The sequence below is a fragment of the Uliginosibacterium gangwonense DSM 18521 genome (assembly GCF_000373965.1).
Taxonomy (GTDB): domain Bacteria; phylum Pseudomonadota; class Gammaproteobacteria; order Burkholderiales; family Rhodocyclaceae; genus Uliginosibacterium; species Uliginosibacterium gangwonense.
Genome location: NZ_KB892834.1, coordinates 456,211 through 481,258 on the forward strand (window position 1 = coordinate 456,211; position 25,048 = coordinate 481,258).

Annotated in this window: 19 protein-coding genes and 1 pseudogene; 18 read left to right on the plus strand and 2 right to left on the minus strand. The window is 56.6% G+C overall.

The features are described from left to right. Positions 1–34: 34 nt before the first annotated feature. The 11 genes and pseudogenes from B145_RS0102140 (at position 35) to B145_RS27150 (ending at position 12,849) form a co-directional block, all read left to right on the plus strand. Positions 35–3,292 (plus strand): type I restriction endonuclease subunit R, encoded by a 3,258-nt coding sequence (locus tag B145_RS0102140; protein WP_018604839.1) that lies wholly within the window; start codon positions 35–37, stop codon positions 3,290–3,292. A gap of 55 nt (positions 3,293–3,347) precedes the next feature. Beyond that, positions 3,348–4,406, plus strand: a complete 1,059-nt coding sequence (locus tag B145_RS0102145; RefSeq protein WP_018604840.1) for a virulence RhuM family protein — start codon at positions 3,348–3,350, stop codon at positions 4,404–4,406. Beyond that, on the plus strand, positions 4,403–5,356 hold the full coding sequence (locus tag B145_RS0102150; protein WP_018604841.1) for a DUF5655 domain-containing protein: 954 nt from the start codon (positions 4,403–4,405) through the stop codon (positions 5,354–5,356). The genes B145_RS0102145 and B145_RS0102150 overlap by 4 nt, the downstream gene beginning before the upstream one ends. Positions 5,357–5,514: 158 nt before the next feature. After that, complete coding sequence (locus tag B145_RS0102155) at positions 5,515–5,940, plus strand: helix-turn-helix domain-containing protein (RefSeq protein WP_018604842.1); 426 nt, start codon at positions 5,515–5,517, stop codon at positions 5,938–5,940. Positions 5,941–6,201: 261 nt separating this feature from the next. After that, positions 6,202–6,912, plus strand: coding sequence for a TnsA endonuclease N-terminal domain-containing protein (locus B145_RS0102160; protein WP_018604843.1), 711 nt, complete (start codon positions 6,202–6,204; stop codon positions 6,910–6,912). Then, complete coding sequence (locus B145_RS0102165; protein WP_157288228.1) at positions 6,893–8,926, plus strand: Mu transposase C-terminal domain-containing protein; 2,034 nt, start codon at positions 6,893–6,895, stop codon at positions 8,924–8,926. Before B145_RS0102160 ends, B145_RS0102165 begins: the two co-directional genes overlap by 20 nt. After that, positions 8,923–9,948, plus strand: coding sequence for a TniB family NTP-binding protein (locus B145_RS0102170; RefSeq protein WP_018604845.1), 1,026 nt, complete (start codon positions 8,923–8,925; stop codon positions 9,946–9,948). Before B145_RS0102165 ends, B145_RS0102170 begins: the two co-directional genes overlap by 4 nt. Next, on the plus strand, positions 9,935–10,957 hold the full coding sequence (locus B145_RS0102175) for a TniQ family protein (RefSeq protein ID WP_018604847.1): 1,023 nt from the start codon (positions 9,935–9,937) through the stop codon (positions 10,955–10,957). Before B145_RS0102170 ends, B145_RS0102175 begins: the two co-directional genes overlap by 14 nt. Positions 10,958–11,229: 272 nt before the next feature. Next, positions 11,230–11,340 (plus strand): annotated as a pseudogene (locus B145_RS29585) (TniQ family protein); the annotation flags it as partial. 90 nt (positions 11,341–11,430) lie between these two features. Beyond that, complete coding sequence (locus B145_RS0102180; protein ID WP_245541815.1) at positions 11,431–12,327, plus strand: MerR family transcriptional regulator; 897 nt, start codon at positions 11,431–11,433, stop codon at positions 12,325–12,327. A 3-nt stretch (positions 12,328–12,330) separates the two neighbouring features. Further along, positions 12,331–12,849, plus strand: coding sequence for a 3'-5' exoribonuclease (locus tag B145_RS27150; RefSeq protein ID WP_018604849.1), 519 nt, complete (start codon positions 12,331–12,333; stop codon positions 12,847–12,849). Between the two features lie 281 nt (positions 12,850–13,130). On the opposite strand, the gene B145_RS0102190 is transcribed toward B145_RS27150, so the two are convergent. Beyond that, positions 13,131–14,588, minus strand: coding sequence for an efflux transporter outer membrane subunit (locus B145_RS0102190; RefSeq protein ID WP_018604850.1), 1,458 nt, complete (start codon positions 14,586–14,588; stop codon positions 13,131–13,133). Positions 14,589–14,677: 89 nt separating this feature from the next. On the opposite strand from B145_RS0102190, the gene B145_RS0102195 reads away from it, so the two are divergent. The 7 genes from B145_RS0102195 (at position 14,678) to B145_RS0102225 (ending at position 24,060) form a co-directional block, all read left to right on the plus strand. Next, complete coding sequence (locus B145_RS0102195) at positions 14,678–15,295, plus strand: TetR/AcrR family transcriptional regulator (RefSeq protein ID WP_018604851.1); 618 nt, start codon at positions 14,678–14,680, stop codon at positions 15,293–15,295. 89 nt (positions 15,296–15,384) lie between these two features. Further along, a complete protein-coding gene (locus tag B145_RS0102200; RefSeq protein ID WP_026258746.1) occupies positions 15,385–16,500 on the plus strand; it encodes an efflux RND transporter periplasmic adaptor subunit in 1,116 nt (371 codons plus the stop codon). Beyond that, the gene (locus B145_RS0102205) at positions 16,497–19,577 is read left to right on the plus strand and encodes an efflux RND transporter permease subunit (RefSeq protein WP_018604854.1); all 3,081 of its coding nucleotides are present in this window, start codon (positions 16,497–16,499) and stop codon (positions 19,575–19,577) included. Before B145_RS0102200 ends, B145_RS0102205 begins: the two co-directional genes overlap by 4 nt. A gap of 67 nt (positions 19,578–19,644) precedes the next feature. Beyond that, on the plus strand, positions 19,645–20,427 hold the full coding sequence (locus B145_RS0102210) for an SDR family NAD(P)-dependent oxidoreductase (RefSeq protein WP_026258747.1): 783 nt from the start codon (positions 19,645–19,647) through the stop codon (positions 20,425–20,427). Positions 20,428–20,471: 44 nt separating this feature from the next. Further along, entirely contained in the window at positions 20,472–21,065 is a 594-nt protein-coding gene (locus tag B145_RS26930; RefSeq protein ID WP_211209733.1) for an MFS transporter, read from the plus strand. A 50-nt stretch (positions 21,066–21,115) separates the two neighbouring features. Then, positions 21,116–21,661, plus strand: a complete 546-nt coding sequence (locus B145_RS0102220; protein ID WP_018604859.1) for a PaaI family thioesterase — start codon at positions 21,116–21,118, stop codon at positions 21,659–21,661. A 656-nt stretch (positions 21,662–22,317) separates the two neighbouring features. Then, positions 22,318–24,060, plus strand: coding sequence for an ABC transporter transmembrane domain-containing protein (locus tag B145_RS0102225; RefSeq protein WP_018604862.1), 1,743 nt, complete (start codon positions 22,318–22,320; stop codon positions 24,058–24,060). Positions 24,061–24,153: 93 nt separating this feature from the next. On the opposite strand, the gene B145_RS0102230 is transcribed toward B145_RS0102225, so the two are convergent. Further along, a complete protein-coding gene (locus B145_RS0102230) occupies positions 24,154–25,041 on the minus strand; it encodes an aldo/keto reductase family oxidoreductase (protein ID WP_018604866.1) in 888 nt (295 codons plus the stop codon). Positions 25,042–25,048: the final 7 nt, after the last annotated feature.

Consider the following 25,048-nt stretch of genomic DNA (forward strand, 5'->3'; position numbering starts at 1 on the left):
TGTTCATTCCGGCGCATAACACCAGGGAGGGGCCATGGCAGCGAAGAACTTCATCAGCGAAGACGACATCGAACAGGCTCTGTTGCAGCGACTGCAGCACCTGTGCGGCTTCGATGTACTGAATTGCTTCACGGCCCAGCCCGAAGACCTGAACGACGGCTCCGGTCGTAGCGATAAACGCGAGGTAATTTTGGCCGACCGACTACGCGCGGCGCTGGAGCGCCTGAACCCGCAGGCCCCGGCCCATGCGGTGGAGCAGGCTTTGGCCCAGCTGCTGCAGCCACGTACGGCGATGAGCTTGGTGGCGGCCAACCACGAGATGGACGGCCTCATCCGCGATGGGGTGCCGGTGACCTACAAGCCCGAGAGCGGGCCGCAGGCCGGGCAGATGGTGACCGAGCGGCTGCGCGTGATCGATTTCGATGCACCAGACCCGCGCACCGGTCGCAATCACTATCTGGCCGTGAGCCAGTTGTGGGTGCGCGGTGAGCATGGGTATCGGCGGCCCGATGTGCTGCTCTACGTGAACGGCCTGCCGCTGGTGTTCATCGAGTTGAAGAACAGCAAGGTCAAGTTGCGTGCGGCTTTCGACGACAACCTTATCACCTACAAGGCCGAGATTCCGCAGCTTTTTGTAGCCAATGCGCTGTGCCTGCTGAGTAATGGCATCGAAACCCGGCTGGGCAGCCTGACGGCGCAGTGGGAGCACTTCTTCACCTGGCTGCGGGTGGATGATGAGAAAGAGCAGCTCGACCGCAAGGCGATTGCCGCTCAGGGCTTGAGTGTGGAACGAGTGGTGCAGGGGCTGCTGCGGCCTGAGCGCCTGTTGGATTATGTGGAGAACTTCTGTGTGTTCTACCGCGAGACGCAGAAGGTGATTGCGCAGAACCACCAGTTCATCGGCGTGAACAACGCCTTTGGGCAGTTCCAGCGCCGCCGCGAGTTGGGTGGGCGGCTGGGTGTGTTCTGGCACACCCAGGGCTCGGGCAAGAGCTTCTCGATGGTGTTTTACACCCGCAAGATCTTCCGTAAGCTCACTGGCAATTTTACGTTTGTGGTGGTGACGGACCGTGACGATCTGGACGGCCAAATCTACCGTAACTTTCTGCACACCGGCGTGGTGGCGGCCAAGGACGATGTGCGCCCGCGCGACAGCGCCCAGTTGCGTGACATGCTGGGCAAGAACAAGCGCGTGGTGTTTACGCTGATCCAGAAATTTCGCTACGACAAGGGCAAGGACTATCCGTTGCTCTCGGACCGCGACGACATCGTCGTGATCGTGGATGAAGCGCACCGCACGCAGTACGCGGGCTTGGCCGAGAACATGCGTGCCGGTTTGCCGCGCGCCAATTTTCTCGCTTTCACCGGTACGCCCCTGCTGGGCAGTGAGCGCAAGACCAATGTTTGGTTTGGCGATTACGTATCGGAGTACAACTTCCAGCAGAGTGTGGAAGACGGCGCCACGGTGCCGCTGTTCTATGAGAAGCGCGTGCCCGAGGTGCTGATCCAGAACGATGATCTGAGTGCGGAGTTCGCCGAGATTCTGGAAGACGAGAATCTCGATGCGCAGGCACAGGAGAAACTGGAAAGGCGCTTCGCGCAGGAGATGGAGGTGGTCAAGCGCGATGACCGGCTGGACATCATTGCGCGTGACATCGTCTACCACTTCCCCCGCCGTGGCTATCTGGGCAAGGGCATTGTGATCTCGGTGGACAAATTCACCGCCGTGACCATGTTCGACAAGGTGCAGACGCTGTGGAAAGCTGAGATCAAGGATTTGAACGGCCGCATCATTGCCACCAAGAACGACGTGGAGCGGCAGCGTCTGAAGCAGCTCAAGGCCTGGATGAGCAAGGTTGAGATGGCGGTAATCGTCAGTGAAGAAGCTGGAGAGGAGGAGAAGTTCGCCAAGAAAAAGCTCGACATCAAGCCGCATCGCCAGCGCATGAACGCGCTGGATGAACATGGCCATGACATCGAATTCAACTTCAAGGACCCTGAACATCCTCTGCAGCTAGTGTTCGTCTGCGCAATGTGGCTGACGGGCTTCGATGCGCCGACAGTCAGCACGTTGTATCTGGACAAGCCCATGCAGGGCCATACGCTGATGCAGACCATCGCACGAGCTAACCGGGTGAGTGGCTACGAGATCTTGGGGGTGACCAAGCGGAACGGCGAGATCGTGGACTACTACAACGTTTTCCGTCGTATGAAGAAGGCCTTGCGTGACTACGCCGCCGGCCCCGCAGATGACGAACTGCCTGTGCGGGAAAAGCAAGAACTCTTTGCTCTGTTGGACGAAGCCATCGAGCAGGGCTTTGCTTTTTGCAATGCACAGGATGTGCCCTTGCAGGAGGCGCTGGAACGGGGGGATGTGTTCACCAAGCTCGGCCAGTTCAATGTCTTTGCCGATACGCTGCTGGCCAGCGAGGAGCTACGCAAATCCTTCAACGTGTACGAGAACACTATCTCGGCACTATACGAAGCCTGCAAGCCCGAGGTCTTGAGCCAGAAAAAAGGCCGTGTGGTGTCGGCTTTCCAGTACCTGCGCGGGGTAATGGATGCCATCGTGGAGCAGACGGACATCGACAGCGCGGTGCAGCGCATTGAGGCGCTACTGGATGCCAGCGTGGTGGTGGACAACGCTGAGGCCTTTTCCGCCAAAGAATTTGAAGCGCAGTACAAGATTGTGCAGCGGGGTAAGGCCTGGGACCTCAGCAAGGTTAATGTCGATAAGCTGCGCGAGGAGTTCAAGCAAGCGCCGTTCAGGAACATCGAGATTGCTGACCTGCAGGCCTTCTTGCAGCGCAAGCTCACCGAGATGCTGGCGCAGAACAGCACGCGAGTGGCTTTTTTGCAGCGCTTGCAGAAGGTAATCGATGCCTACAACTCGGGCGCGACCTCTACCGAAAATTACTACGATGAGCTGACAGCTTACGCTGAGGAGTTGAAGGAAGAAGCCGAGCGTCACATCCGGGAAGGATTGACCGAGGATGAGCTGGAGTTGTTCGATCTACTGCAGAAGGAATCACTCACGCAGGACGAGACTCAGCGCGTGAAGCTCGCGGCCAAGCACCTGCTCAAGCGCCTGGTAGAAGAGCAGCCCAAGGTGTTGATCCAGAACTGGCACCAGAGTGCGCAGACGCAGAAGCAAGTGCGGGCAGAAATCGAGCGCGTGCTCGACACAGACTTGCCGGAGAGCTACGACCGCACAACCTTCAAGCAAAAGTGTGACAACGTGTACGACCTGGCTGTGGAGTACGCGATCAGGGGCAAGAAGTGGGCTGCTTGATAGGGAAGCAATCGTTCTGCCATGGCGTACAAGTGGCGATCGGGAGAGAGAGTGCATGAGTGATCAGCCAAGCGGGGAGTTCCTGCTCTACGAAACTGAAGACGGTAGAACGCGCGTTGAATGCCGTTTCGCCGAGGATACCCTGTGGTTGAGCCAAGCCTTGATGGCTGACTTGTTCCAGACCACGCCGCAGAACATCACCCTGCATCTGAAGTCTCTGTACGCAGAGGGTGAAATTGATCCGGTAGCAACTTGTAAGCCGTACTTACAAGTTCGCACGGAGGGTGGCAGGCAGGTCAAGCGTGAGCTCAGTTTCTACAACCTCGATGCCATCCTGGCTGTGGGCTATCGTGTGCGCTCGGTGCGCGGCACGCAGTTCCGGCGCTGGGCGACAGATAGGCTGCGGGAGTACCTCGTCAAAGGTTTCACGATGGATGACGAGCGACTGAAAAATCCGCCAGTGGGGCAGTCACTGGCGCCGGATTATTTCGATGAGCTGCTCGGTCGCATACGCGATATCCGCGCCAGTGAACGGCGGATGTACTTGCGGGTGCGCGAGATTTTCGCGATGGCTGCGGACTATTCGCCAAGCTTGGCGGAGACAACACAGTTCTTCCAGACTATCCAGAACAAGCTGCATTTTGCCGTGACAGGTAAGACTGCAGCCGAGTTGATCCATGAGCGGGCGGATGCTTCGGCGCCGAACATGGGGCTAACAAGCTGGAAGTCTGACCGTGTAAACAAAACCGATGTGCGTGTGGCGAAGAACTACTTGCGTGAAGGTGAAATCGACGAGCTAAATCGCATCGTAACGATGTGGTTGGATTTTGCCGAGGACCAAGCGAAACGTCGCAAGGAGGTCTTCCTAAAGGACTGGGAAGCGAAACTGAACGACTTCCTTAGGTTCAACGAACGCGAAGTGCTGCCTGATGCGGGGAGTCGCTCGCACAAGCAGGCCGTGGCGTACGCGGAGGCCGAGTACGAGCGCTTCGCTGCCCAGCGCCGTACGCTGCTGGAAGCAGAGGGCGAAACGCATAACGTTCAGATGCTGGAAGCGGCTGCCAAGGCCCTATCCCCAGCCAAAAACAAAACCCGCCCGCGAGGCCGCAAATGAGCGACATCAAACTCTTCCGTTACGCCAATAACGGTGCCAGCGAGCTGGCCGGCAAGTCTGCTGCCATCGAGCGCACGCTTCAGCGGCTGATCGAATCGCAGATGGACACCTTTCTCGGTGTGCGCTTCCTCGCCACCGAGTACAACACCGGCGCCAAACATCGCGGGCGTATTGATTCATTGGGGCTGGACGAGAATGGCTGCCCGGTGATCATCGAGTACAAGCGCCACAGCAATGAAAACGTGATGAACCAGGGCCTGTTCTACCTGGACTGGTTGCTCGATCACAAGGCGGATTTCCAACTGCTGGTGATGAAGCAGTTGGGCAAGGAGGAAGCGGACAAGATCGAGTGGGGTGGCACGCGTCTGCTATGCATTGCGGCGGACTTCACGCGTTACGATGAACACGCTGTTGCGCAGATCAACCGCAATATCGAGCTCATTCGCTACAAGCTGTTTGGTGATGATTTATTGTTGTTTGAGTTGGTAAATGGGGTAAGTGCAACGTCTACCACGCCGCAAGTGGTGGTAGAGGATGAGCCCGTGTTTGAGGGGAAGCCTGCCAAGGTGCTCGCGGCTTCTACGCAAGCAATGAAAACCCATGCCGATCAAATCTCCACAGCTTCCCCTGACCTGCTGAGCTTATTTGAGCAGACGCGCAGTTTCATTCTTGCGCAGGGGGATGACATAATCGAGAAGCCACTCAAACTCTATGTGGCTTTCCGTCGTTTGAAGAATTTTGTGTGCATGTCGCTGATCTCGAAGGTCGATCCGCATGTGTTCATGACCCTCAAGCTTGATCCGGCAACTGTGATGCTGGAAGAAGGCTTCTCGCGCGACGTGACCAATATTGGTCACTGGGGTACAGGCGATCTGGAGCTGACCCTGCGTACACCCGCCGACTTCGAGAAGGCCAAGGCGCTGATCGAGCGGGCGTATTCAGAAAACTGAGCGCATCCATTGATGCTTGGGAAGAACACAAAACCCCTGAATTTCCAACGTTGGAAAGTACTTTAAATATAGTATTATTCTTTGTAATCAATAACTTAGTTGTTGACGGCTTTCGAAAATCTGATAGTCTTGTAGGTACTGTCCTATTGAGTATTTTCGTGAGCAGCCCCTTTTCTGACTTCCTCCGATCTCAACGTTTGCGAAGTGGCCTGCGCCAAGCTGAGCTGGCGCATCTGCTTGGCTACGAACAGGCCTACATCTCGGCACTTGAGCTTGGCGAAAAACCTCCGAGTGAAGAGTTTCTGAAGCGGCTTGGGGCTGAGCTGCGCTTTACTGCGAAGGACTTCGCAGAGATGAATGAAGCCGTTCTGGAGTCTCAGCGGCGCTATGTCCTGCCCCGCGATCTGCCTACCGACATCTACCGCATGTACCGAGAGCTCTGGCTGAAGCTGGAAAAGCTCCACCCGGCTCAGATCGGGGCGATTCGTCACATCCTTAAACTGGATGAGCAAATGAAGTCAGAACCTGTCTTTCAGCCCGCTCGCATCAAGCGACGCACACAGGAACAGGAGGCCACAATGTAAAACGGACCAAACCCAGAGGGCCTGATCCGTTCGACAACCGGCCGATGACCGGGTACTGTAAGTTAGCGCCTCCAGTATCCCGATAGACCGGCTCACGGTCAAGACCTCCCAAGACTTTTCCACTGGCCCACTTGGCTAGAACTGTTGGTTTTACAGCCAACAGCGGGTGGTTGTACGCCCCGAAATCCGGTGTTCCAGCCGTGCGTCGCCTACAGCGGCCGCGTCGGGTCAGTGTTGCCCAAACATTCTGAGGATACTGAAATGACATATATGTACATACCCCACGTTCCGGCGATCGGGCGGAGTTATCCACACCTTCCTTTTCATCAGACGCGTAACCCGGTACGGCATACTGGGCGCGGATTCCGGGTCAAGTTCGCCTCCCAGAAAATGCGCCGGATGATCCGCTGCGAAAGTCTGTTGGAGATGCAGGCTGTGCAGCTTGCTGAGTTCGCACGAGACATTCTGACTATTGAAGAGCAACCCTTCAGGCTGCGTTACAGGGTAAGTGGCAAGCTGCGCCGCTATACCCCCGACTTTCGGTTTTGCTGGAGGGACGGTCGGGAATGGATTGTCGAGGTCAAACCACAGGAACGACTGGCCCTTCCGAAGAATCAATCCCGGTTCGCCAGAATCGCCGAAGTGGTTGCGGCGTCTGGCGCAACATTCGTTGTGCTGACTGAAGCGCAGCTTCACCGCGATGCGCTGAATGATCAGATCAATCAATGGCTTCGCCGTCGTCAGATATCCTTCCCTTCCACTTCGGAAGCACCACTGCAGAAGCTTTGGGCGGATCGAATCGGAAAGCTGCAGTGCTCACTGGAAGAGGCAGAGCAGGCCTTGGGCGGCAAGGACGTCGTTCAGCAGCTTTTCGCTCATCGTGACTTGGTGTGTGAGCTTGATGCGATAGGTTCTTCTCGCATGACCGTTCGTTTGTTCAGGGAGGGAGACGATGATGCCCTCTTTGTTTAGTCCGGATCAGATTCTCCTGGTCGCTTCGGACTACTGTCGGGTTGTGGAAGTCAATGCCAGTGGCGTCATGCTGCGTTCAGCCAAGCACGGCAATCTGCGCGAGGAAAGTGAGGCTGCGCTCCTGGATCTCTACACCAAGGGCGAATTAGTTTTCACGAACCTCGAGGCTTTGCCAGAGCAGGTTAGCGAGCAACTCAATCCGCCCAGGCCTGGACGGAGTCTGGATGACTACGCGGAGCCGTTGAGGAAGGAAGCGTATCTGCGCTGGAAGTATCTCAGCGAGCTAGCCCCTGGCGGCGTACCGGCCTGTCCCAAGGCGCAGCTGCCTGAACGGCTCAAATGCCTTACCGAGAAGCTCAACCCAGGTGGCCGGGTGCCTTCGGTGCAGAGCTTTTACCGCTGGCGGTGTCGATACAGAGCTTCTGGTGAGGATATCCGTAGCCTGGTGCCGAGAACAGCGCTGCGTGGTCAGCAGCCAAAATCTGACTACCCAGAGCGTCTGATTGAGATCATCAACGAAGGCATCCAGCGGGTCTACCTCAACCGCCAGGCTGAAACCAAAGTTGCCCTGCGCGACTGGATCCATGCCGAAATCAAGCGCGAGAACCTGAAGCGAGCCAAGGAAGAAGCCTTGCCGCTGGTGACGATGAAAGTCATTCAGCGCATTCTGGATCAGCGTGATCAGTATGTGATCCTGAAACGCCGCTACGGTGATCGTATTGCACGGCAGCGCTTGGCCATGTTCAGTCGCGGTCCCCAGTGTGACCGGGTCCTGCAACGCGTCGAGGTGGATAACTCTCCGCTTGATATCGTGGTGATCGATGAGATCACCCGGTTGGTTCTGGGTCGGCCGTGGATCACAGCCATGGTTGATCGCTACTCACGCATGCTGGTTGGCTTTCACATCAGCTTTCGAAAACCCAGTGTGGAATCCGTGCTGCGTTGCTTGAGGCATGCATTGCTACCCAAGACCTACGTCAGGGAGAAATTTCCCGCGATCAAGCAGGAGTGGCCGTGCTTTGGGCGCATCGAGCAACTGGTCTGCGACAACGGACTGGAATTTCACGCCCTGGATCTTGAGACCGCTTGTGCGGATCTGGGCATCCATCTGATTTACTGTGAGCCGCGAGCGCCGTTCCTGAAGGGCGTTATTGAGCGTTTTCTCAAAACGCTCAACTATTCTCTGACCCACAGCTTGCCTGGAACGACCTTCGCGAAGTACGACAAGCGCGGGGACTACAAGACAGAAGCGAATGCGGTACTCACGCTGGCGGAGTTCAACGAGGTGTTGCACCGCTGGATTGTGGATATCTATGCGCAGGAGTTCCACCGGGGTATTGACTGTGCTCCGCTGACGCGTTGGCAGGAAAGCGTTCAAGAGCATCCCCCTGCCCTGGTGCCAGACCCCAACCAGCTACGCGTCTATCTGAGCTGCGTCGAAACGCGCCAGTTGGACAAGGACGGCATTCAGCTCAAAAACCTGAACTACAGCTCCCCTGAGCTTGAGTCGATTCGTGGCACACGCAAGTCAGTGGAAGTGACCTGCCGCTACGACCCGAACGACCTTGGGACAATCCATGTCCTGGATTCTTGCAGTGACGAGTACATCGAGGTTCCCTGTACCCAGTTCGAGTACGCCTCGGGGTTGCGAGTCGAGCAGCATGAGCTTATCAACAAGCGGGCGCGCATGAACTACGCCTCGATGCCGTTGCGCGACGCTCTGTTGGTGGCAAAGCAGGATCTGCGGGAATTCACAGAGGCCTTGCTGGCAGGACGGCTGAGCAAGACCAAGAAGCAACGTCGGGAAAAAGATCGTGAGGTGCTGCAAAACCATGCAGATAACACGCTCCACACAAGTTGTTCCTCTGTGCAGAACAAAGCCAAGCCAGCGAAGGCCCCTGAAAAGGATGCTTTTGATATCGATGATTGGCTCGGTGATATGAGTGCCCCCATCTACAGCGTGAATCAGCATGCATCGCATGATGCCAATAATGACAAAGGAATTGCACGATGAAACCCGAACATGCCTTGAGCAGCCCGCCCAGCCTTTTTCCTCAAGTGACTGACTTTCCTCGCAACTTTCTGGATCTCCCCCAGGCGGACGAGAAACCCTCCCCACTGGAGCTTGCGGCCTCCTTCCGGAAACAGATTGTCAATTACCCGGCCTACGCACACGCCATCAGGGCGGTGGAGCGGTGCCACAAGATGGGGAAAGCGGGCTTGGACGAGCCCGATTGCCTCCTGATTACTGGCGTATCGGGTGCAGGGAAATCTACCATCCGCAAGCAATACGCAGCCCGCTTCCCTCGATACGAGGATCCGGACCGAACGCGCATCCCTGTGCTTCATCTGCAGCTTCCATCCCAGCCGACTATCAAGAACGTGGCCGAGCGAATGCTCCTGGAAATGGGTGATCCCTTTGCCGACCGTTCCACGGCAGAAAGCAAGACGGCGCGAATCATCACGCTGTTACGAGAGTGCCGAACCGAACTCATCATCCTTGATGAGTTCCAGCACTTTGTCGATTCTGCGCGCGGGAAAGTGGATTACGTTGTCGCCGACTGGCTCAAGCAGATCATCAATGCGACGCGTATTCCCTTCGTCCTGATGGGGCTTCCGCGCTGTGAGCAGATCCTTGTTGTCAATGAACAGTTGAGGCGGCGGTTCAACCGAAAAATCATCATCCGCCCGTTCGGCATCAAAACCAAACGGGAAGCGGAGCAGTTCATTGGTCTGCTCAAAACGCTCGAATCGACGGTTCCCTTGCCGAAACCCTCCTGTCTTTCGAGCTCGAACCTGATCAAACCCATTTACTACGCCACGGCGGGGCTGATTGATTTTCTGATCAAGCTTGTGGGAACGGCCACTGAGCTCGCCGCAGAGGACGGAGCGCAATGCCTTGACACTGACTATCTCTCCAAGGCTTTCGAGACCGTCATCCTGCCGGGATGCTCCGACGAGATGAATCCATTTTGTGAAGATTTTGTTCAAAGAATCCTGAATCGGGAAGGGGAGCCGTTTCATGGGTACCGCTAAGCACGCAAAGACCAAGCTTCTTGTTCATAGCNGCATTCATGAGGATGAAAACCTCACCGCCTATCGAATGCGGATAGCAGAGGAAAATGGATTGGATAAACCGTATTGGGCCTTTGAAAGGATGGGCAAAGCTTTTCAAAATAAGCTTGAATCAATTCAAAAAACAGCGATCCTGACCGAACAGCCCTTTGAGCATCTCCTCAGTCGTGCGTATCTCGACTTCTTGCATTACGCAGTGCATATCAATTGGTGTGGCAGCTTGGTGTCCAGAGAAATGATCAGGAAAGACCCCGCGCTGTGCCCAGTCTGCATCAAGGAGAAAGCTTACATCAGGAGTTTTTGGGACCTCAAAACGGTGGTGGCGTGTCCGTATCATGATTGCTGGCTTGTGGACAAATGCCCGTCATGCAAAAACACGATTAAATGGGACGGGATAAGAGGTACTCGTTGTTTATGTGGAGACAGCCTGGCTTGTTCAGACGAAATCACAGGTGCGAGTAAAGAAGCCATTTCCCTTGCCGCCATATCTGAAATCGCGTTTGGGTTCAAATCGGAGGCCTTACTCAGGAAAGCGAAAGTATTCCCCAAGACGCTATTAGAACTACCGCTTTCTATCTTGAGCCAACTCTATAACGAGGTCGTTTATAGTTGTTTTAAATATGATTACGGTGAACCAAAAGGAGATATGAATTTTGACTCGTTTGACTTGGTTTTCGATGCTTCAGCAGTGAACTATTTTGTGAGCGTTTTTTCGAACTGGCCTAGCGGATTAAGCAGCCCACCAAGCTGGGTCGATTTTTCTTCGCCATCGTCAAGAAAAAACTTCGTTAAGTCCATCAGATACTTCCCGAATTTGATGAATGGACTGGTGCGTGACGGATTCCGTCCGAAATGTGTAATGGAGTTCATTTTTCGTGACACAAATCTATCTGAGAAATATTTTCGGGGAAATGAACTCAGTGAAACCGAAGCAAGCTATATCGTTGATCAGATCATGAAAAAGAGATAAGGCCGAGCTTTGATCACGCCAGGCATCATTGGGCATGAAGGACCAGCAGGTCATCAGTTGCTGGTCCGCCCTTTTCCCGTACAGGGGGAGAGCAGTCTCGGCTACGTGCTTCGGCTCTCATCCCTGAACGGCCTGGACTCTCCCGTCTGGTTGGAGCAACTCGGGACTGGATCCAGTTTGAGCCGCATGTCAGGACACGAGGTAGGTACTTTCCTGCGAGGCCCATTGCGAATTTTCCTGCGTTTCATGGCTCCGATCCGAGAGGCCTTTCTTTGCGGCACTGGAACACTCGTCGGCCCCGATTCTGCCCAGACTGCCTGGCTACGCAGGCGCTATGGAAAGCGAGCTGGGACCTGAATCTCTACACCGCTTGCCCAATACACAAGGTGCAGTTGCTGGAGCAGTGCTCGGCATGTGGAAAACTCTTGTCATGGAGAAGGCGCTCGCTTACGCAATGCTCATGCGGCGCATCCTTGTCCGAGCAACACGCACCGGTGGCCTCGCAAGCCACGATTGCGCTGGCGGAGGAGCTTGAAAACCGTCTTCTGCACTCCCTTGAGAATGTGGAGCCCCGCTTTCCTGCGCTGGCGCAGCTTGGCATGGAAGAAGTGCTCAATCTGTTCTTTTTCCTGGGTGCCTATGCCGTATCGGCAGCACCTAAGCCACTCAAGGTCCCACGACTAGCAGAACTCGCTATGTCACGGGCAATCGCAGAGAACGGCGCTGCAGCGCCGCTTGATTGGCCGCATGGCTTCTCGTCATTTCTGGATGGTATTGTGGATCGGAACCGCCAGGTTGATGCACCAGATGCCCGCCTGCAACAGCGCTATGGATACTTCTACCGAGCCTTCCAGCTTGAGTTCAACAACCCGGCGTATCAATTTCTGTATGAGGCATTCGAAGCTCATGTCCGGTCGACCTGGAAGGGGCAACTGGCTCGTCGTCATCGCAATCTGTCGAGCGAAACGCGAACATCACATGATTGGATTCCACTGTTACAGGCCGCAAAGGTGCTCGGGGTCAGCAACAAAACGATTCAGCGTTACATTGAACAAGGGCGATTGGTGGGACAAACGTATCGAACTGAGGCCGGGCGGATCTTCGGTAGCGTTTCACGGGCAAGTGTGGCCGATCTAGCGGAGACCAGAAAACACTGGCTGACACTCAAAGCTGCCCGAGCCTACTTGGGCATTTCACGCAAGGTCGCGGAGTCCTTGCTGCGCAAAGGGAGTATGACGCCCATCAGTGGCCCAAGCGTTGACGGTACGACTGTCTGGATGTTCGGTGTGAGGACGCTCCCTGATCCCCGCGATAGCTGCCTGCAACCCAACGCCACAGCTGATGAAAAGCCATGCGATGGAGCGCTTTGAACGATGGAAGTAAAACCGCTCGTTGTTTTTCTGGACTGTGAATTCACAGACTTCATCCAGATTGATCTGATCAGTATTGGACTCGTGTGCGAGGACGGTCGTGAGTTTTATGCAGAAAGGACTGATTTTAGTTTGGAGGAATGCTCGGATTTTGTAAGTGCAGCAGTTTTGCCGCTTCTTGGCTCAGATTCCGAAGCCAGGATGTCCAGGGAGGAGTTAACAACTCGTCTGCATACATGGCTCGCCGCGCTGCCAGCGTTCATGATTGCCTGTGACTCAAACCACGATCGTGATCTGCTCGTGGATGCTCTGGATTATCAGCCTGTGAACAATCTGGTGGGGTGGATTAATCTGAACTCGCTTGCACCTGAGGAGCATGCTGTTTTTCAGCACGAGGCTGCTCGATATCACGATTTGCCTGACCACCCTTGGCATCATGCGCTCCATGACGCCCGAGCGCATCGTGTGGGGTGGCTGGCCACAAAAACGCAGGGGCCGCTCCTGAATATTCGAAGTGACTGAACCAACTAGGCGCGAGGTTCTCTGAGTGGTTTCTGTGGATAAGTTTGGTGTCGATGCTTGGGTGGTAGTGGACGTTGGCTATCCACCATATGTTGGAACTACCGTGGACGATCCAGACCTGCCGTAAGTTTTTGGAGACTACGTGCCGTATGTAACTGAGTAAATCCGCCATTCGTTAAAGTTAGCGACCGACAAGTCATCGGCCTTAGCTGCCGGTCGCCTTCTCTAAGTCGAACGACCGGAGCCTCCTCGTAACCAGACGAAACCTTTCCTCTGATCTGCTACTTGATTGCTATCGCCTCTGGCTCTTTGGGTTGCCAACCACCGCCCAGTGCCTTGAATGCTGCGACTGCGGCACGTGCTGATTCCGTTTGCGCCTGCACTCGCGCATCGGACGCACGCAGCAAATTCTCGTCCGCCTGCAAAACTTCGATCAGACTGATAGCCCCCTTCTGGTAAGCAGTAAATGAGAGCGAACGCGCGCGGCTGAGCGAGTCGACGCCTTGAGTGAGTACGGCAGTCTGTTCCTCCTTTTTGACCAAAGCCGAAAATGCATTTTCCACGTCCTCGGTTGCGAGTAATGCAGCGAGCCGATAGGCTGCCAGTGCCTCGGCTTCCTGCCCCTTCGCTTGCTCGATTTGTGCGTTGATGCGCCCGAAATCGAAAAGACGCCAGCGCAGACCAAGCACCCCGGAAGCCTGGCTGGCGCCATTGGTAAACAGGTTGCTGCTAGATATCGAGGTTGCACTGCCAACGAGGCCACTCAGGGAGACTTTGGGATAGTATTCCGCGATGGCGACGCCAATCCGTGCGTTGGATGCGGCGAGACGGCGCTCGGCCACGATCAGATCAGGTCGGCGTCTAAGCAGTTCGCCCGGAGAACCGGCAGCGGCAATCTGAGGAGGCGTGGGAATGTCGCTGGCTTCCGCCAGCTCCGCACGGTGGGTGCCGGGGAGCGCGCCAAGCATCACATCCAGTGCGTTCATGGCCGCGTCCAACCCTGTTTCCAGAACCGGGATAGATGCTTGCACCTGAGCCAGCGCCCCTTCGGCCTGCTTAACCTGCAGTTCCGCAGCCAAGCCCTTGCTGTACAGAAGCTTGATGGTCGAGAGTAAGTCCTGCTCAGTTTGTACCTGCCGTCGCGCAATGTCCAAACGTGTCTGTAATCCACGGATGGTGATGTAGGTATCGGCAGTCTGCGCGGCTACGGCCAATCGAGTCGCTACCGCACCCGCTTCTGACGCTTGATAGTCAGCAAGCGCCGCCTCCCGACCTCGGCGGAGGCCGCCGAATACGTCCAGCTCCCAGCTTGCGCCGACATCCGCTTCGTAAGATCCACCATAGCGGTCAAAACCAGGTGTCGAATTCAAAACTCTCCCCAAAGGAGTTTCGATGGACTGGTAGGCTCTGGCTGCTTGGCCACTGATATTGCCGGAGGGGAGCAAGGCAGCGTTGGCGGCACCAAGGCCAGCACGCGCTTGAACTACGCGCGCCGACGCCTGAGCAAGATCAAGGTTCTGCTCCAGGGCCAGGGTCACGAACCGAGTCAGACGAGCGTCACCGAAACCTGCCCACCATGTGACGAGATCTGCGTTTGAGGTCGCCTGACGCTGATTGATTGCCGCCTGACCGTGGAACTGCTCCAGCATGGGAACGTTTGGCTGTACATAATCAGGGCCGACTGCGCAGCCTGCTAGCAGGCCTGCCACGATGGCGATGAGAGTGTGTTTGGGCAGCATGGGGACTCTTTCGTGGATAAACTGTAGTGACTATAATACCAAATAGTCACAGGTTGTCCAGTTAAACCGACTGGAGTAAGCTTAATCCCATGAAAACGACGACTACCTATCCCACTTCAGCCCGAGGTCCGGCTGACCACGAGGTGCGAGACCAGATCGTGGCGGCGGCCACCGAGCACTTCAGCCGCTATGGCTATGAGAAAACAACTGTTTCCGATCTCGCAAAGGCCATTGGTTTCTCTAAGGCTTATATCTACAAGTTCTTCGAATCCAAGCAGGCCATCGGCGAGATGATCTGCACGAACTGTCTGCGCGAGATCGAGACCGAAGTCAGCGCGGCAGTTGCTGGGGCCGATCAGCCGTCAGACAAGCTGCGGCGAATGTTCAAGGCCAGCACTGAGGCGAGTCTTCGCCTGTTTTCTCAGGACCGCAAGCTCTACGAGATCGCCGCATCGGCTGCGACGGAGCGCTGGCAGGCAGTGCTTGCCTACGAAGAACACACTCAGAAGCAACTTCGAGATGTCTTGCAGGAAGGGAGGCAAACGGGAGATTTTGAGCGCAAGACGCCGCTTGACGAGACGGCGATGGCGATCTATCTGGTGATGCGCCCTTATCTGAATCCTCTATTGTTGCAATATAGCTTTGACTACACGGAAGAGGCGCCCGTTCTACTTTCCAGCTTGGTGCTTCGTAGTTTGTCGCCCTAAAAGTGAAGAGACGAGGTGTTGTGACTATTGACTTGATTAGTCACAAGTACCACAATGAAAGTTCTGAACACTTTGTTAAAGGGACTTTCATGCTCCGGCCCCGCCTCGCTACATCTCTATTCATTTGTGCATTACCGTTGGCATTGGTCGCTTGCGGTGAAAAGACGCTTTTCGATCCACGTACCGAGGCTCCCTTGGTGCGTGCAGTGACTGTTCAAGGGGCTGCTGCTGCGTCACGTTCATTTACGGGAACCGTCGCCGCCCGTGTGCAGAGCGATCTGGGATTTCGTGTCTCAGGCAAGGTGCTGGAACGCTTGGTTGACGCGGGCCAGACCGTCAAGCGTGGGCAAGTGCTCATGCGCATTGATCCCATTGATTTGAAACTCGCTGCACATGCCCAACAGGAGAGTGTTGCGGCTGCACGAGCACGCGCCCAGCAAACGGCGGACGATGAAGCCCGCTACCGCGACCTGCGCGGCACTGGCGCCATCTCTGCTTCAGCCTATGACCAGATCAAGGCTGCGGCAGATGCCGCCAAGGCCCAGCTCAGTGCAGCCGAGGCGCAAGCCGACCTTGCCCGTAATGCGAGCCGCTACGCTGAGCTGATCGCAGACGCTGACGGGGTTGTCATGGAGACAACAGCCGAACCCGGACAGGTCGTCAATGCAGGGCAGGTCGTGGTTCGCTTGGCGCATGCCGGGCGTCGCGAAGCGATTATCCAGCTGCCGGAAACCCTGCGACCTGCTGTGGGCTCGACGGGGCAGGCCACACTTTTTGGCAAGGAAGGCGTCAGCGTCCCCGCCAAACTTCGGCAACTTTCAGATGCTGCGGATAAGCTTACCCGCACTTTCGAGGCACGGTATGTGCTCGAAGGGGAACTGGTCAATGCGCCGCTAGGTGCCACGGTCACCATTGAGATCCCCGACGGGCCAAGTCCCAAGCAAGATGGCTTGCAGGTGCCCATCGCTGCCTTATTCGATGCGGGTAGAGGGCCTGGGGTGTGGATCATCAGTGGAACGCCTGCCAAGGTATCTTGGCGGCCCATCGTGGTCCAGCGTGTTGATGATGACCATGCACGTGTAGCGGGACAACTCAAACAAGGTGACAGGATCGTCGCGCTCGGCGCGCATCTGCTGCGTGAAGGCGAACAGGTCCGCGTGGCGGGCCTTGCCGCTGCCACGGCAACTGAAGGAGCGCGTCCGTGAGCGAAGGCCGTTTCAACCTCTCGGCGCTCGCGGTACGCGAACGCGCCATCACTCTGTTCCTGATCATCTTGATCACGGTCGCAGGCATTCTCGCCTTCTTCAAGCTTGGGCGCGCGGAAGATCCGCCGTTTACGATCAAGCAGATGACGATTGTCACCGTCTGGCCGGGCGCGACAGCCCAAGAGATGCAGGACCAGATCGCCGAACCGCTCGAAAAGCGCATGCAGGAACTGCGGTGGTACGACCGCACGGAAACCTACACGCGTCCTGGCATGGCCTTCACCATGGTTACCCTGCGTGACAATACGCCACCTTCGGCAGTTCAGGAGGAGTTCTATCAGGTCCGCAAGAAGATTGGGGACGAGGCCAAGAAATTGCCCGCAGGTGTCATAGGCCCCTTGGTCAACGACGAATATGCCGATGTGACGTTCGCGCTCTTTGCCCTTAAGGCCAAGGGAGAACCCCAGAGACTGTTGGTGCGCGATGCAGAAACGCTGCGTCAGCAACTCCTGCATGTTGCGGGGGTAAAGAAGGTCAACATCATCGGAGAGCAGCCGGAACGCATCTTCGTGTCCTTCTCCCATGATCGTCTGGCGACTCTGGGGGTTGCGCCGCAGGATATCTTCGCCGCACTCAACAGCCAGAACGTACTGACCCCGGCTGGGTCCATCGAGACCAAGGGGCCCCAGGTCTTTATTCGCATTGATGGTGCATTCGACAAGCTGGAGAAGATTCGGCAGACCCCGATTGTTGTGCAGGGGCGCACGCTGAAACTGTCAGATGTGGCCACTGTCGAGCGTGGCTATGAAGACCCAGCCACCTTTCTGGTCCGCAACGGCGGTGAACCGGCACTGTTGCTCGGCGTTGTGATGCGCGACGACTGGAACGGGCTTGATCTGGGTAAATCACTTGAGGCAGAAGTCACCAAGATCAACGCGGAACTCCCCCAGGGAATGACCTTGTCAAAAGTGACGGATCAGGCCGTCAACATTCGCTCGGCGGTAGACGAGTTCATGGTCAAGTTCTTTGTCGCATTGCTCGTCGTGATGGTGGTGTGCTTTCTCAGCATGGGCTGGCGAGTCGGTATCGTTGTGGCTGCGGCTGTCCCCCTGACGCTGGCGGCTGTGTTCGTCATCATGGCGGCCTCTGGAAAGAACTTCGACCGAATTACCCTTGGCTCCCTGATCTTGGCGCTGGGTTTGCTGGTGGATGACGCCATCATTGCAGTCGAAATGATGGCGGTGAAGATGGAAGAGGGCTATAACCGTATCGCTGCCTCCGCCTATGCATGGAGCCTGACTGCTGCGCCGATGCTCTCCGGCACGCTGATTACCGCCGTCGGCTTCATGCCAAATGGTTTCGCACGGTCCACTGCAGGCGAATATACCAGTAACATGTTCTGGATTGTTGGTATCGCACTGATCGCGTCGTGGGTGGTCGCGGTCGTCTTTACGCCCTACTTGGGCGTCAAGCTGCTGCCTGACATCAAGAAGACCCATAGCAGCCACACCTCACTCACCGTGGCCCTCTATGACACTCCGCGCTACAACCGCTTTCGTCAACTACTGGGGCGCGTCATCGCCCAGAAGTGGATCGTCGCCAGTGCGGTGATCGGGCTTTTCGTGGTGTCAGTGCTTGGCATGGGCTTGGTGAAGAAGCAGTTCTTCCCAACCTCCGACCGGCCAGAAGTGCTTGTTGAAGTGCAGATGCCCTATGGTACTTCGATCAAACAAACCAGTGCCGCAACCGCTAAGGTAGAAGCTTGGCTTGCGAAGCAAAAGGAGGCCAAGGTGGTGACGTCCTATATTGGACAGGGTGCTCCCCGGTTCTTCCTGGCAATGGCGCCTGAATTGCCGGATCCGTCGTTTGCCAAAATTGTGGTGCTGACGGGCGATGACAAGGAACGGGAAGCCCTCAAGTTCAGACTGCGCGAGGCTGCGGCTGAGGGGCTGGCGCCGGAAGCTCGGGTACGCGTCACCCAGATCGTGTTTGGCCCTCCCTCGCCATTTCCGGTTGCCTATCGCGTCACGGGGCCGGACCCGGACAAATTGCGCGAGATTTCTGCGCAAGTCGAGAACCTTATGCATGCCAGCCCGATGATGCGCACTGTCAACACGGATTGGGGGCCACGTGTACCCACCTTGCACTTTACGCTTGATCAAGACCGCCTTCAGGCCGTTGGGCTCAGCTCCAGCTCGGTAGCGTTGCAACTGCAGTTCCTGCTCAGTGGAGTGCCACTTACGGAGGTACGTGAGGATATCCGCTCCGTGCAGGTGGTGGGCCGCGCTGCCGGTGAGATTCGTCTTGATCCTGCGAAGATTGCTGGCTTTACCTTGGTCGGAGCGGCCGGGCAGCGCATCCCGTTGTCTCAGGTTGGCAAGGTTGACGTGCGCATGGAGGATCCTATCCTGCGGCGCCGCGACCGTACGCCTACGATCACGGTGCGGGGCGACATTGCTGAAGGCTTGCAACCGCCGGATGTTTCGACGGCCATTACCAAGCAGTTGCAGCCCATCATGGCGAAGCTGCCGAGCGGCTACCAGATTGTAGAAGCGGGCTCCATCGAGGAATCTGGCAAGGCCAACGCAGCCATGCTGCCGCTGTTCCCGATCATGATCGCGCTCACGCTGCTCATCATCATCCTGCAGGTTCGCTCAATGGCCAGCATGGTGATGGTATTTCTGACCAGTCCGTTGGGCCTGATTGGCGTAGTGCCGACGCTGCTCGTTTTCCAGCAACCATTCGGCATTAATGCGCTAGTTGGCCTGATCGCGTTGTCGGGCATCCTGATGCGCAACACACTGATCTTGATCGGCCAGATCCGTGAAAACGAAAAAGCCGGACTGGATCCATTCCGCGCACTGGTCGAAGCGACCGTACAGCGTTCTCGACCTGTGATTTTGACGGCATTGGCTGCAATCCTGGCCTTCATTCCGCTGACCCATTCGGTGTTCTGGGGAACGCTGGCCTACACGCTGATTGGTGGGACGCTGGCGGGGACAGTTTTGACGCTCGTGTTCCTGCCTGCCATGTATTCCATCTGGTTCAAGATCAGGCCTGCACCTGCGCAGAGCTGATTCCTCAATCTAGTATAACCAGTGCCCCCTCGAACTTTAACATTGAAACCAAATGGAGAATTTCCACATGACAGATGATAAAACATGGGTGCTCGTAACGGGAGCATCAAGCGGCTTCGGCGTGGAGTTTGCCAAACAATACGCCGCCCAGGGCCGGTCTCTCATTCTGGTTGCTCGGACACTAAGCAAGCTTGAATCACTTGCTGTGGAGTTGCGCAAGAACTTTAATGTCGACGTGATGGTGGAACAGGTGGATCTGTCCTCAATCATTGAAGTGACTGGCCTTTATCAGCGTCTGCGAGAGCGTAATATTGTGGTTGATGTATTGATCAACAATGCAGGCCATGGGTTACAAGGGCCTTTCATGGATACGTCTTTGGACCATTTGTTGGCAATGATTGATCTTGACATCTCCAGCCTCACCGCTATGACACGCCTATTCGGGAATGACATGAGAGCCCGAAAGAAAGGAAGCATTCTGATGGTCGCGAGCTTGCTTTCCTATCAGGGCGTGAAGAACTTCGCTGTCTATTCTGCCGCCAAAGCCTATGTGTTGAAATTCTCGGATGCGCTTCATCGCGAACTCAAGGCAGATGGCGTTGTTGTTACTGCACTGTGTCCGGGCCTGTCGGACACCGGATTTGCGGCGGGTGCCAAGCAAAAGCTGACTCCTGCGCTCAAGATGGTGATGATGCAGCCTCGACCCGTTGTTCGTGCCGGGATTCGAGCACTGCAGGCAGGTCGAATGAGCGTTGTACCTGGATTGGGTAACAAGGCAATAACTATTCTGACTTGGGCTACGCCGCGCTGGTTGCACCAGTCGATCATGGCAGCGGTGATGGGAGTCTAGGTGTCTGCCACAAGAACTCTGGGGCCTGACTTGAGGAGTCAGGTATGCCGGACAACTGGAATACGATCATGACTCTCCCTGACGACCAGACTACTACGTCTCCGCCAGATTCGATGCCAAAGAGATTATTTGGAAAGCCCTCCGGTATCACCTCGCCATGGCCCGTATTTTTGGTGGCTGGTATTGCAGTGCTCCTTGTTTCCATGGACGGCACCATGTTATTCGCAGCCTTCAGTGCTTTGCGCGCAGGTTTTCCGCAAGCGACTGCTGCCGATCTCTCGTGGGTGCTCAATGCCTACACCGTGGTTTATGCAGCAGTGCTATTTCCATCCGGTGGATTGGCAGACCGGCATGGGCACAAGAAGGTTATTTTCCTTGGCGTGACTTTGTTTTTATCGGCTTCTACGGCTTGTGGCTTGGAGCTCAACGTAGAGTGGCTGGTTGCTGCGAGAGCACTGCAAGCCATGGGAGCTGCGTTACTGACACCTGCATCGCTCTCGCTTGTGCTGGCAGCCTTTCCGACCAATAAACGCGCAGTTGCGGTCAGTCTATGGAGTGCAGTTGGTGGTCTGGCAGCTGCAGTGGGACCTAGTCTGGGCGCATCGTCGTTGCATCGCTCGGATGCGAAAAGCGCCTGATATTAGGAAGACCTTGATCAAGGACTTCGCTATCCGCATTGGAGGCAACGATGGAAATCGAAACACAATCAAGTGTTTGGCTAGATCAGCAGACTGAAGCACTGCAACGCTTGCGTGACGGCGGTGGAGTGCCTGGCATAGCCAAGATGGAACAACTTGCTGGCAAGAGCGGGCGAGAGATCCTTCATGCGATGATGTCCGGCGAATTGCCATATCCGCCCATGAACGAGACCATGAACATGACGTTACTGGAGGCGGGTGATGGTCGTGCTGTGTTCCAAGGGATTCCGTTGTTGCAGCACTACAACCTGCTGGGCACGGTGCATGGCGGTTGGTTCGCCACACTACTGGACTCAGCGCTCGGTTGTGCGGTTCAAACGACACTATCTGCCGGGCGTTCCTACACGACAGCGGAGCTCAGCATCAACATTGTACGGCCCGCGTCGCAAAAGACCGGCCCTTTGCGTGCCATCGCCAGGGTTGTACACCGAGGCGGCCAAATGGTTACGGCAGAGACACGCGTCGAGGACGAGGAAGGCAGGTTATACGCACACGCGACCACAACCTGTTTTGTCTTCAATGCACGAGCAACTTGACGGCAAGGTTATACGGAACAGTCTCGACTCAAGGGCGAACGCGTTGGAAGGGCAGAAACAGAGGCGAAGAAATCGCTACACCTTAATGCCAACGGCTAAATGACCACAATGGAATAATAAGCGGATGCGTTTTGCATTCTACGCCAGCGGCCGCTTTGGCCGAGCAGTGCGAATTGGTGTTCCGGCAGGTTCCGAGGTACACCGGTCGTACGGATGGCCGCTATGTGAAGAGACCGAAGGCGGACTACTGGCAGATTGTTCCTCTATGCTTAAGCTGGTCTGTCCCTGTTGGTGCCCCATGTTCATGGGGTTGAGTGGGAGGGCCGGACAGCCGCTTTAACCCGCCACACGTGGTCGTCCAGCACCACGCCCGCCCGCCAAAAGTGGCGCTTTTCATGCACTCACGCACCCGGGCCAAAGCCGCATGACTGTTGGGCTTGGCGCGGTTTTTCAAGATGTGAAAAACTTGCATTTCTACGCGTTTTTGTGCGTTTTTATGCACTGAAAAATGGGGTACATGAACACGAGGACCAGCAAAGTGCTCAGCGACGTTAGCGGAAATGCGCTTATCAAGGGCGTCTTGGCGCAAGGATTGATCTCACCACAGCCAGCGGCGTTGAGGGAATACAATGCAGCCTATCCTGAGGAACCCGCCCATGCCAGATTCAAATACTCCTGCACGCGTCATGCTGGCGCTGCTCAAGCCCTACCGAGGCCGCGTGATCGTCGCGGCTCTGGCGCTGGTGGTCGCCGCTCTGGCCATGCTTGGCGTCGGCCAAGGATTGCGCGCTGTGATCGACAAGGGTTTTGCGGCCGGTGATCCGGCCTGGCTGGACCGCGCGCTGGTGCTCATGTTCGGCGTCATTGCGCTGCTCGCGGCGGCGACTTACACCCGTTTCTACAACGTTTCGTGGCTCGGTGAGCGGGTAACCGCCGACCTGCGTCGGCGCGTCTTCAACCACCTTTTATCCCTACCACCGTCCTATTTCGAGCAGGGCAGAACCGGCGCCGTGATTTCGCGCCTGACCGCCGACACCACACTGATTGAGCAGGCCGTCGGCTCAAGCCTGTCGATTGCGCTACGCAATGTGCTGATTCTGATTGGCGGGCTGGTCATGCTATTTACCACCAATCTCAAGCTCACCCTGCTGGTGCTCTGCGGCGTGCCGCTGGTGGTCGTACCGATCGTGCTCTTCGGCCGGCGCGTGCGGCGTTTTGCGAAAATCAGCCAGGACCGCGTCGCCGATCTGGGTAATCGTATCGATGAAACTATCCACGAGATTCGCATCGTCCAGGCATACGGCCATGAAGACGCGGATCGGCGCGATTTCGCTGGCCTCGTCGAGAGCGGCTTTGCTACCGCGCTAACTCGCATCCGCAACCGCGCGACACTGGTCGCTGCCGTGATGGTGCTGGTTTTCGGCGCCATCGCGCTGATCCTGTGGATCGGTGGGCACGACGTGCTTGCTGGCCGCATTACTCCGGGGCAACTGTCTGCCTTCGTCTTCTACGCAGCGCTGGTTGCCAGCTCGGTAGGCGCGCTGTCCGAATCCTGGGGGGACTTACAACGCGCAGCGGGCGCCACCGAACGCCTGCTCGAACTTCTCGCGGCGCAGCCCGAGGTTGGTCGTCCCGAGCACCCCACCGCCCTGCCTGCAAAGCCGCGCGGTTCCATCGTTTTCACCGATGTGGTCTTTCGCTATCCATCACGCCCCGAGACGCCGGCGCTCGCCGACTTCAGTCTGGCTGTTACGCCGGGCGAGACCGTTGCACTGGTCGGCCCTTCAGGCGCTGGCAAGACGACCGTCTTCCAGTTACTGCTGCGCTTCTATGACCCGCAGTCGGGGAGCATCAGCCTTGACGACGTTGAACTCTCAAACGCCGATCCACTGGCGGTGCGTGGCGCCATCGCGCTGGTACCTCAGGAGGCCGTGATCTTCGCCACCAGTGTCCTGGAAAACGTCCGCTACGCACGACCCGATGCCACCCGCGATGAAGTTCGCGCGGCCTGCGTTGCTGCTTATGCCGATGACTTCGTGAGCCAGTTGCCACAGGCCTATGACACCGACTTGGGCGAGCGCGGCGTGCGTCTGTCGGGCGGTCAGCGCCAGCGCATCGCAATTGCCCGCGCGCTGCTCGCAGATCGCCCCATCCTGCTGCTTGACGAAGCGACCTCGGCGCTTGATGCCGAAAGTGAGCGCCTCGTCCAGGGCGCGCTTGATAAGCTCATGAAGGGGCGCACGACGCTGGTCATCGCCCATCGTCTCGCCACCGTTCAGCGAGCTGACCGCATCGTGGTCATTGAGCACGGACGCATCGTAGAGACCGGCAACCACCAGCAACTGGTGCATCAGAACGGACTCTACGCGCATTTGGCGCGGCTACAGTTTTCGTCCTAAAGGCGCCAGCCATGGCTTGAATGACTGGTATGTTCGTACAAGCTTTTGCGAAGGAGGGACATCCTCCCTCCTTCGCAGGAAACCGTCCCCGGCTCACTCTGGCAGGGCATCACCAGAAAGTTGATTCAACACGGCCAAGGCTTCGCTCGGCAATTTCAAGTTCGCACTTGCTAGATTCTGTTGAAGATGTGCAACGGATGAAGTACCGGGAATCAGCAGGATGTTTGGCGCACGGTGAAGCAACCATGCGAGCGCGGTCTGCATCGGAGTCGCGTCAAGTTGCGCAGCTACTTCGTCCAGCGCTTTGGATTGTAGCGGCGTGAAGCCGCCGAGCGGGAAGAATGGCACATAGGCAATACCAGCCGCAGAGAGTTCATCGATCAGTCGATCATCGCTGCGATGCGCCAAGTTGTAATGGTTTTGCACACAGACGATGTCCGCTATGGCAAGGCCTTCAGCAAGCTGCGTTTGCGTCACATTACTCAGGCCAATGTGCCTGACCAGCCCTTTGCGTTGCAATTCTGCAAGTGCCGTAAGTGGTGCCTCGATGGAGCCTTCGGCAGGGCCATGGACGTCAAACATGATGCGCAGATTTACGACATCGAGCACGTCCAGCCCTAGATTGCGAAGATTGTCATGCACCGCTGTTTCCAACTCTGCGGGTGTGAATGCTGGCCGCCATGATGCATCATCGCCACGCATTGCGCCGATTTTGGTGACAATCACAAGGTCGTCACGGTAAGGGTGCAGCGCCTCACGAATCAGTTGGTTCGTGACGTGCGGGCCGTAGAAGTTGCTCGTGTCGATATGATTAACGCCGCCGTCGATTGCTGCACGCAGCACTTCGAGCGCTCCGGCACGATCCTTCGGTGGTCCAAATACGCCCGGGCCAGCCAGTTGCATTGCCCCGTAGCCCATCCGGTTGACGGTACGATCAGCTAACTTGAAGGTGCTCGTAGCATTGATGCTGGTTTCGGTCATTTCATAC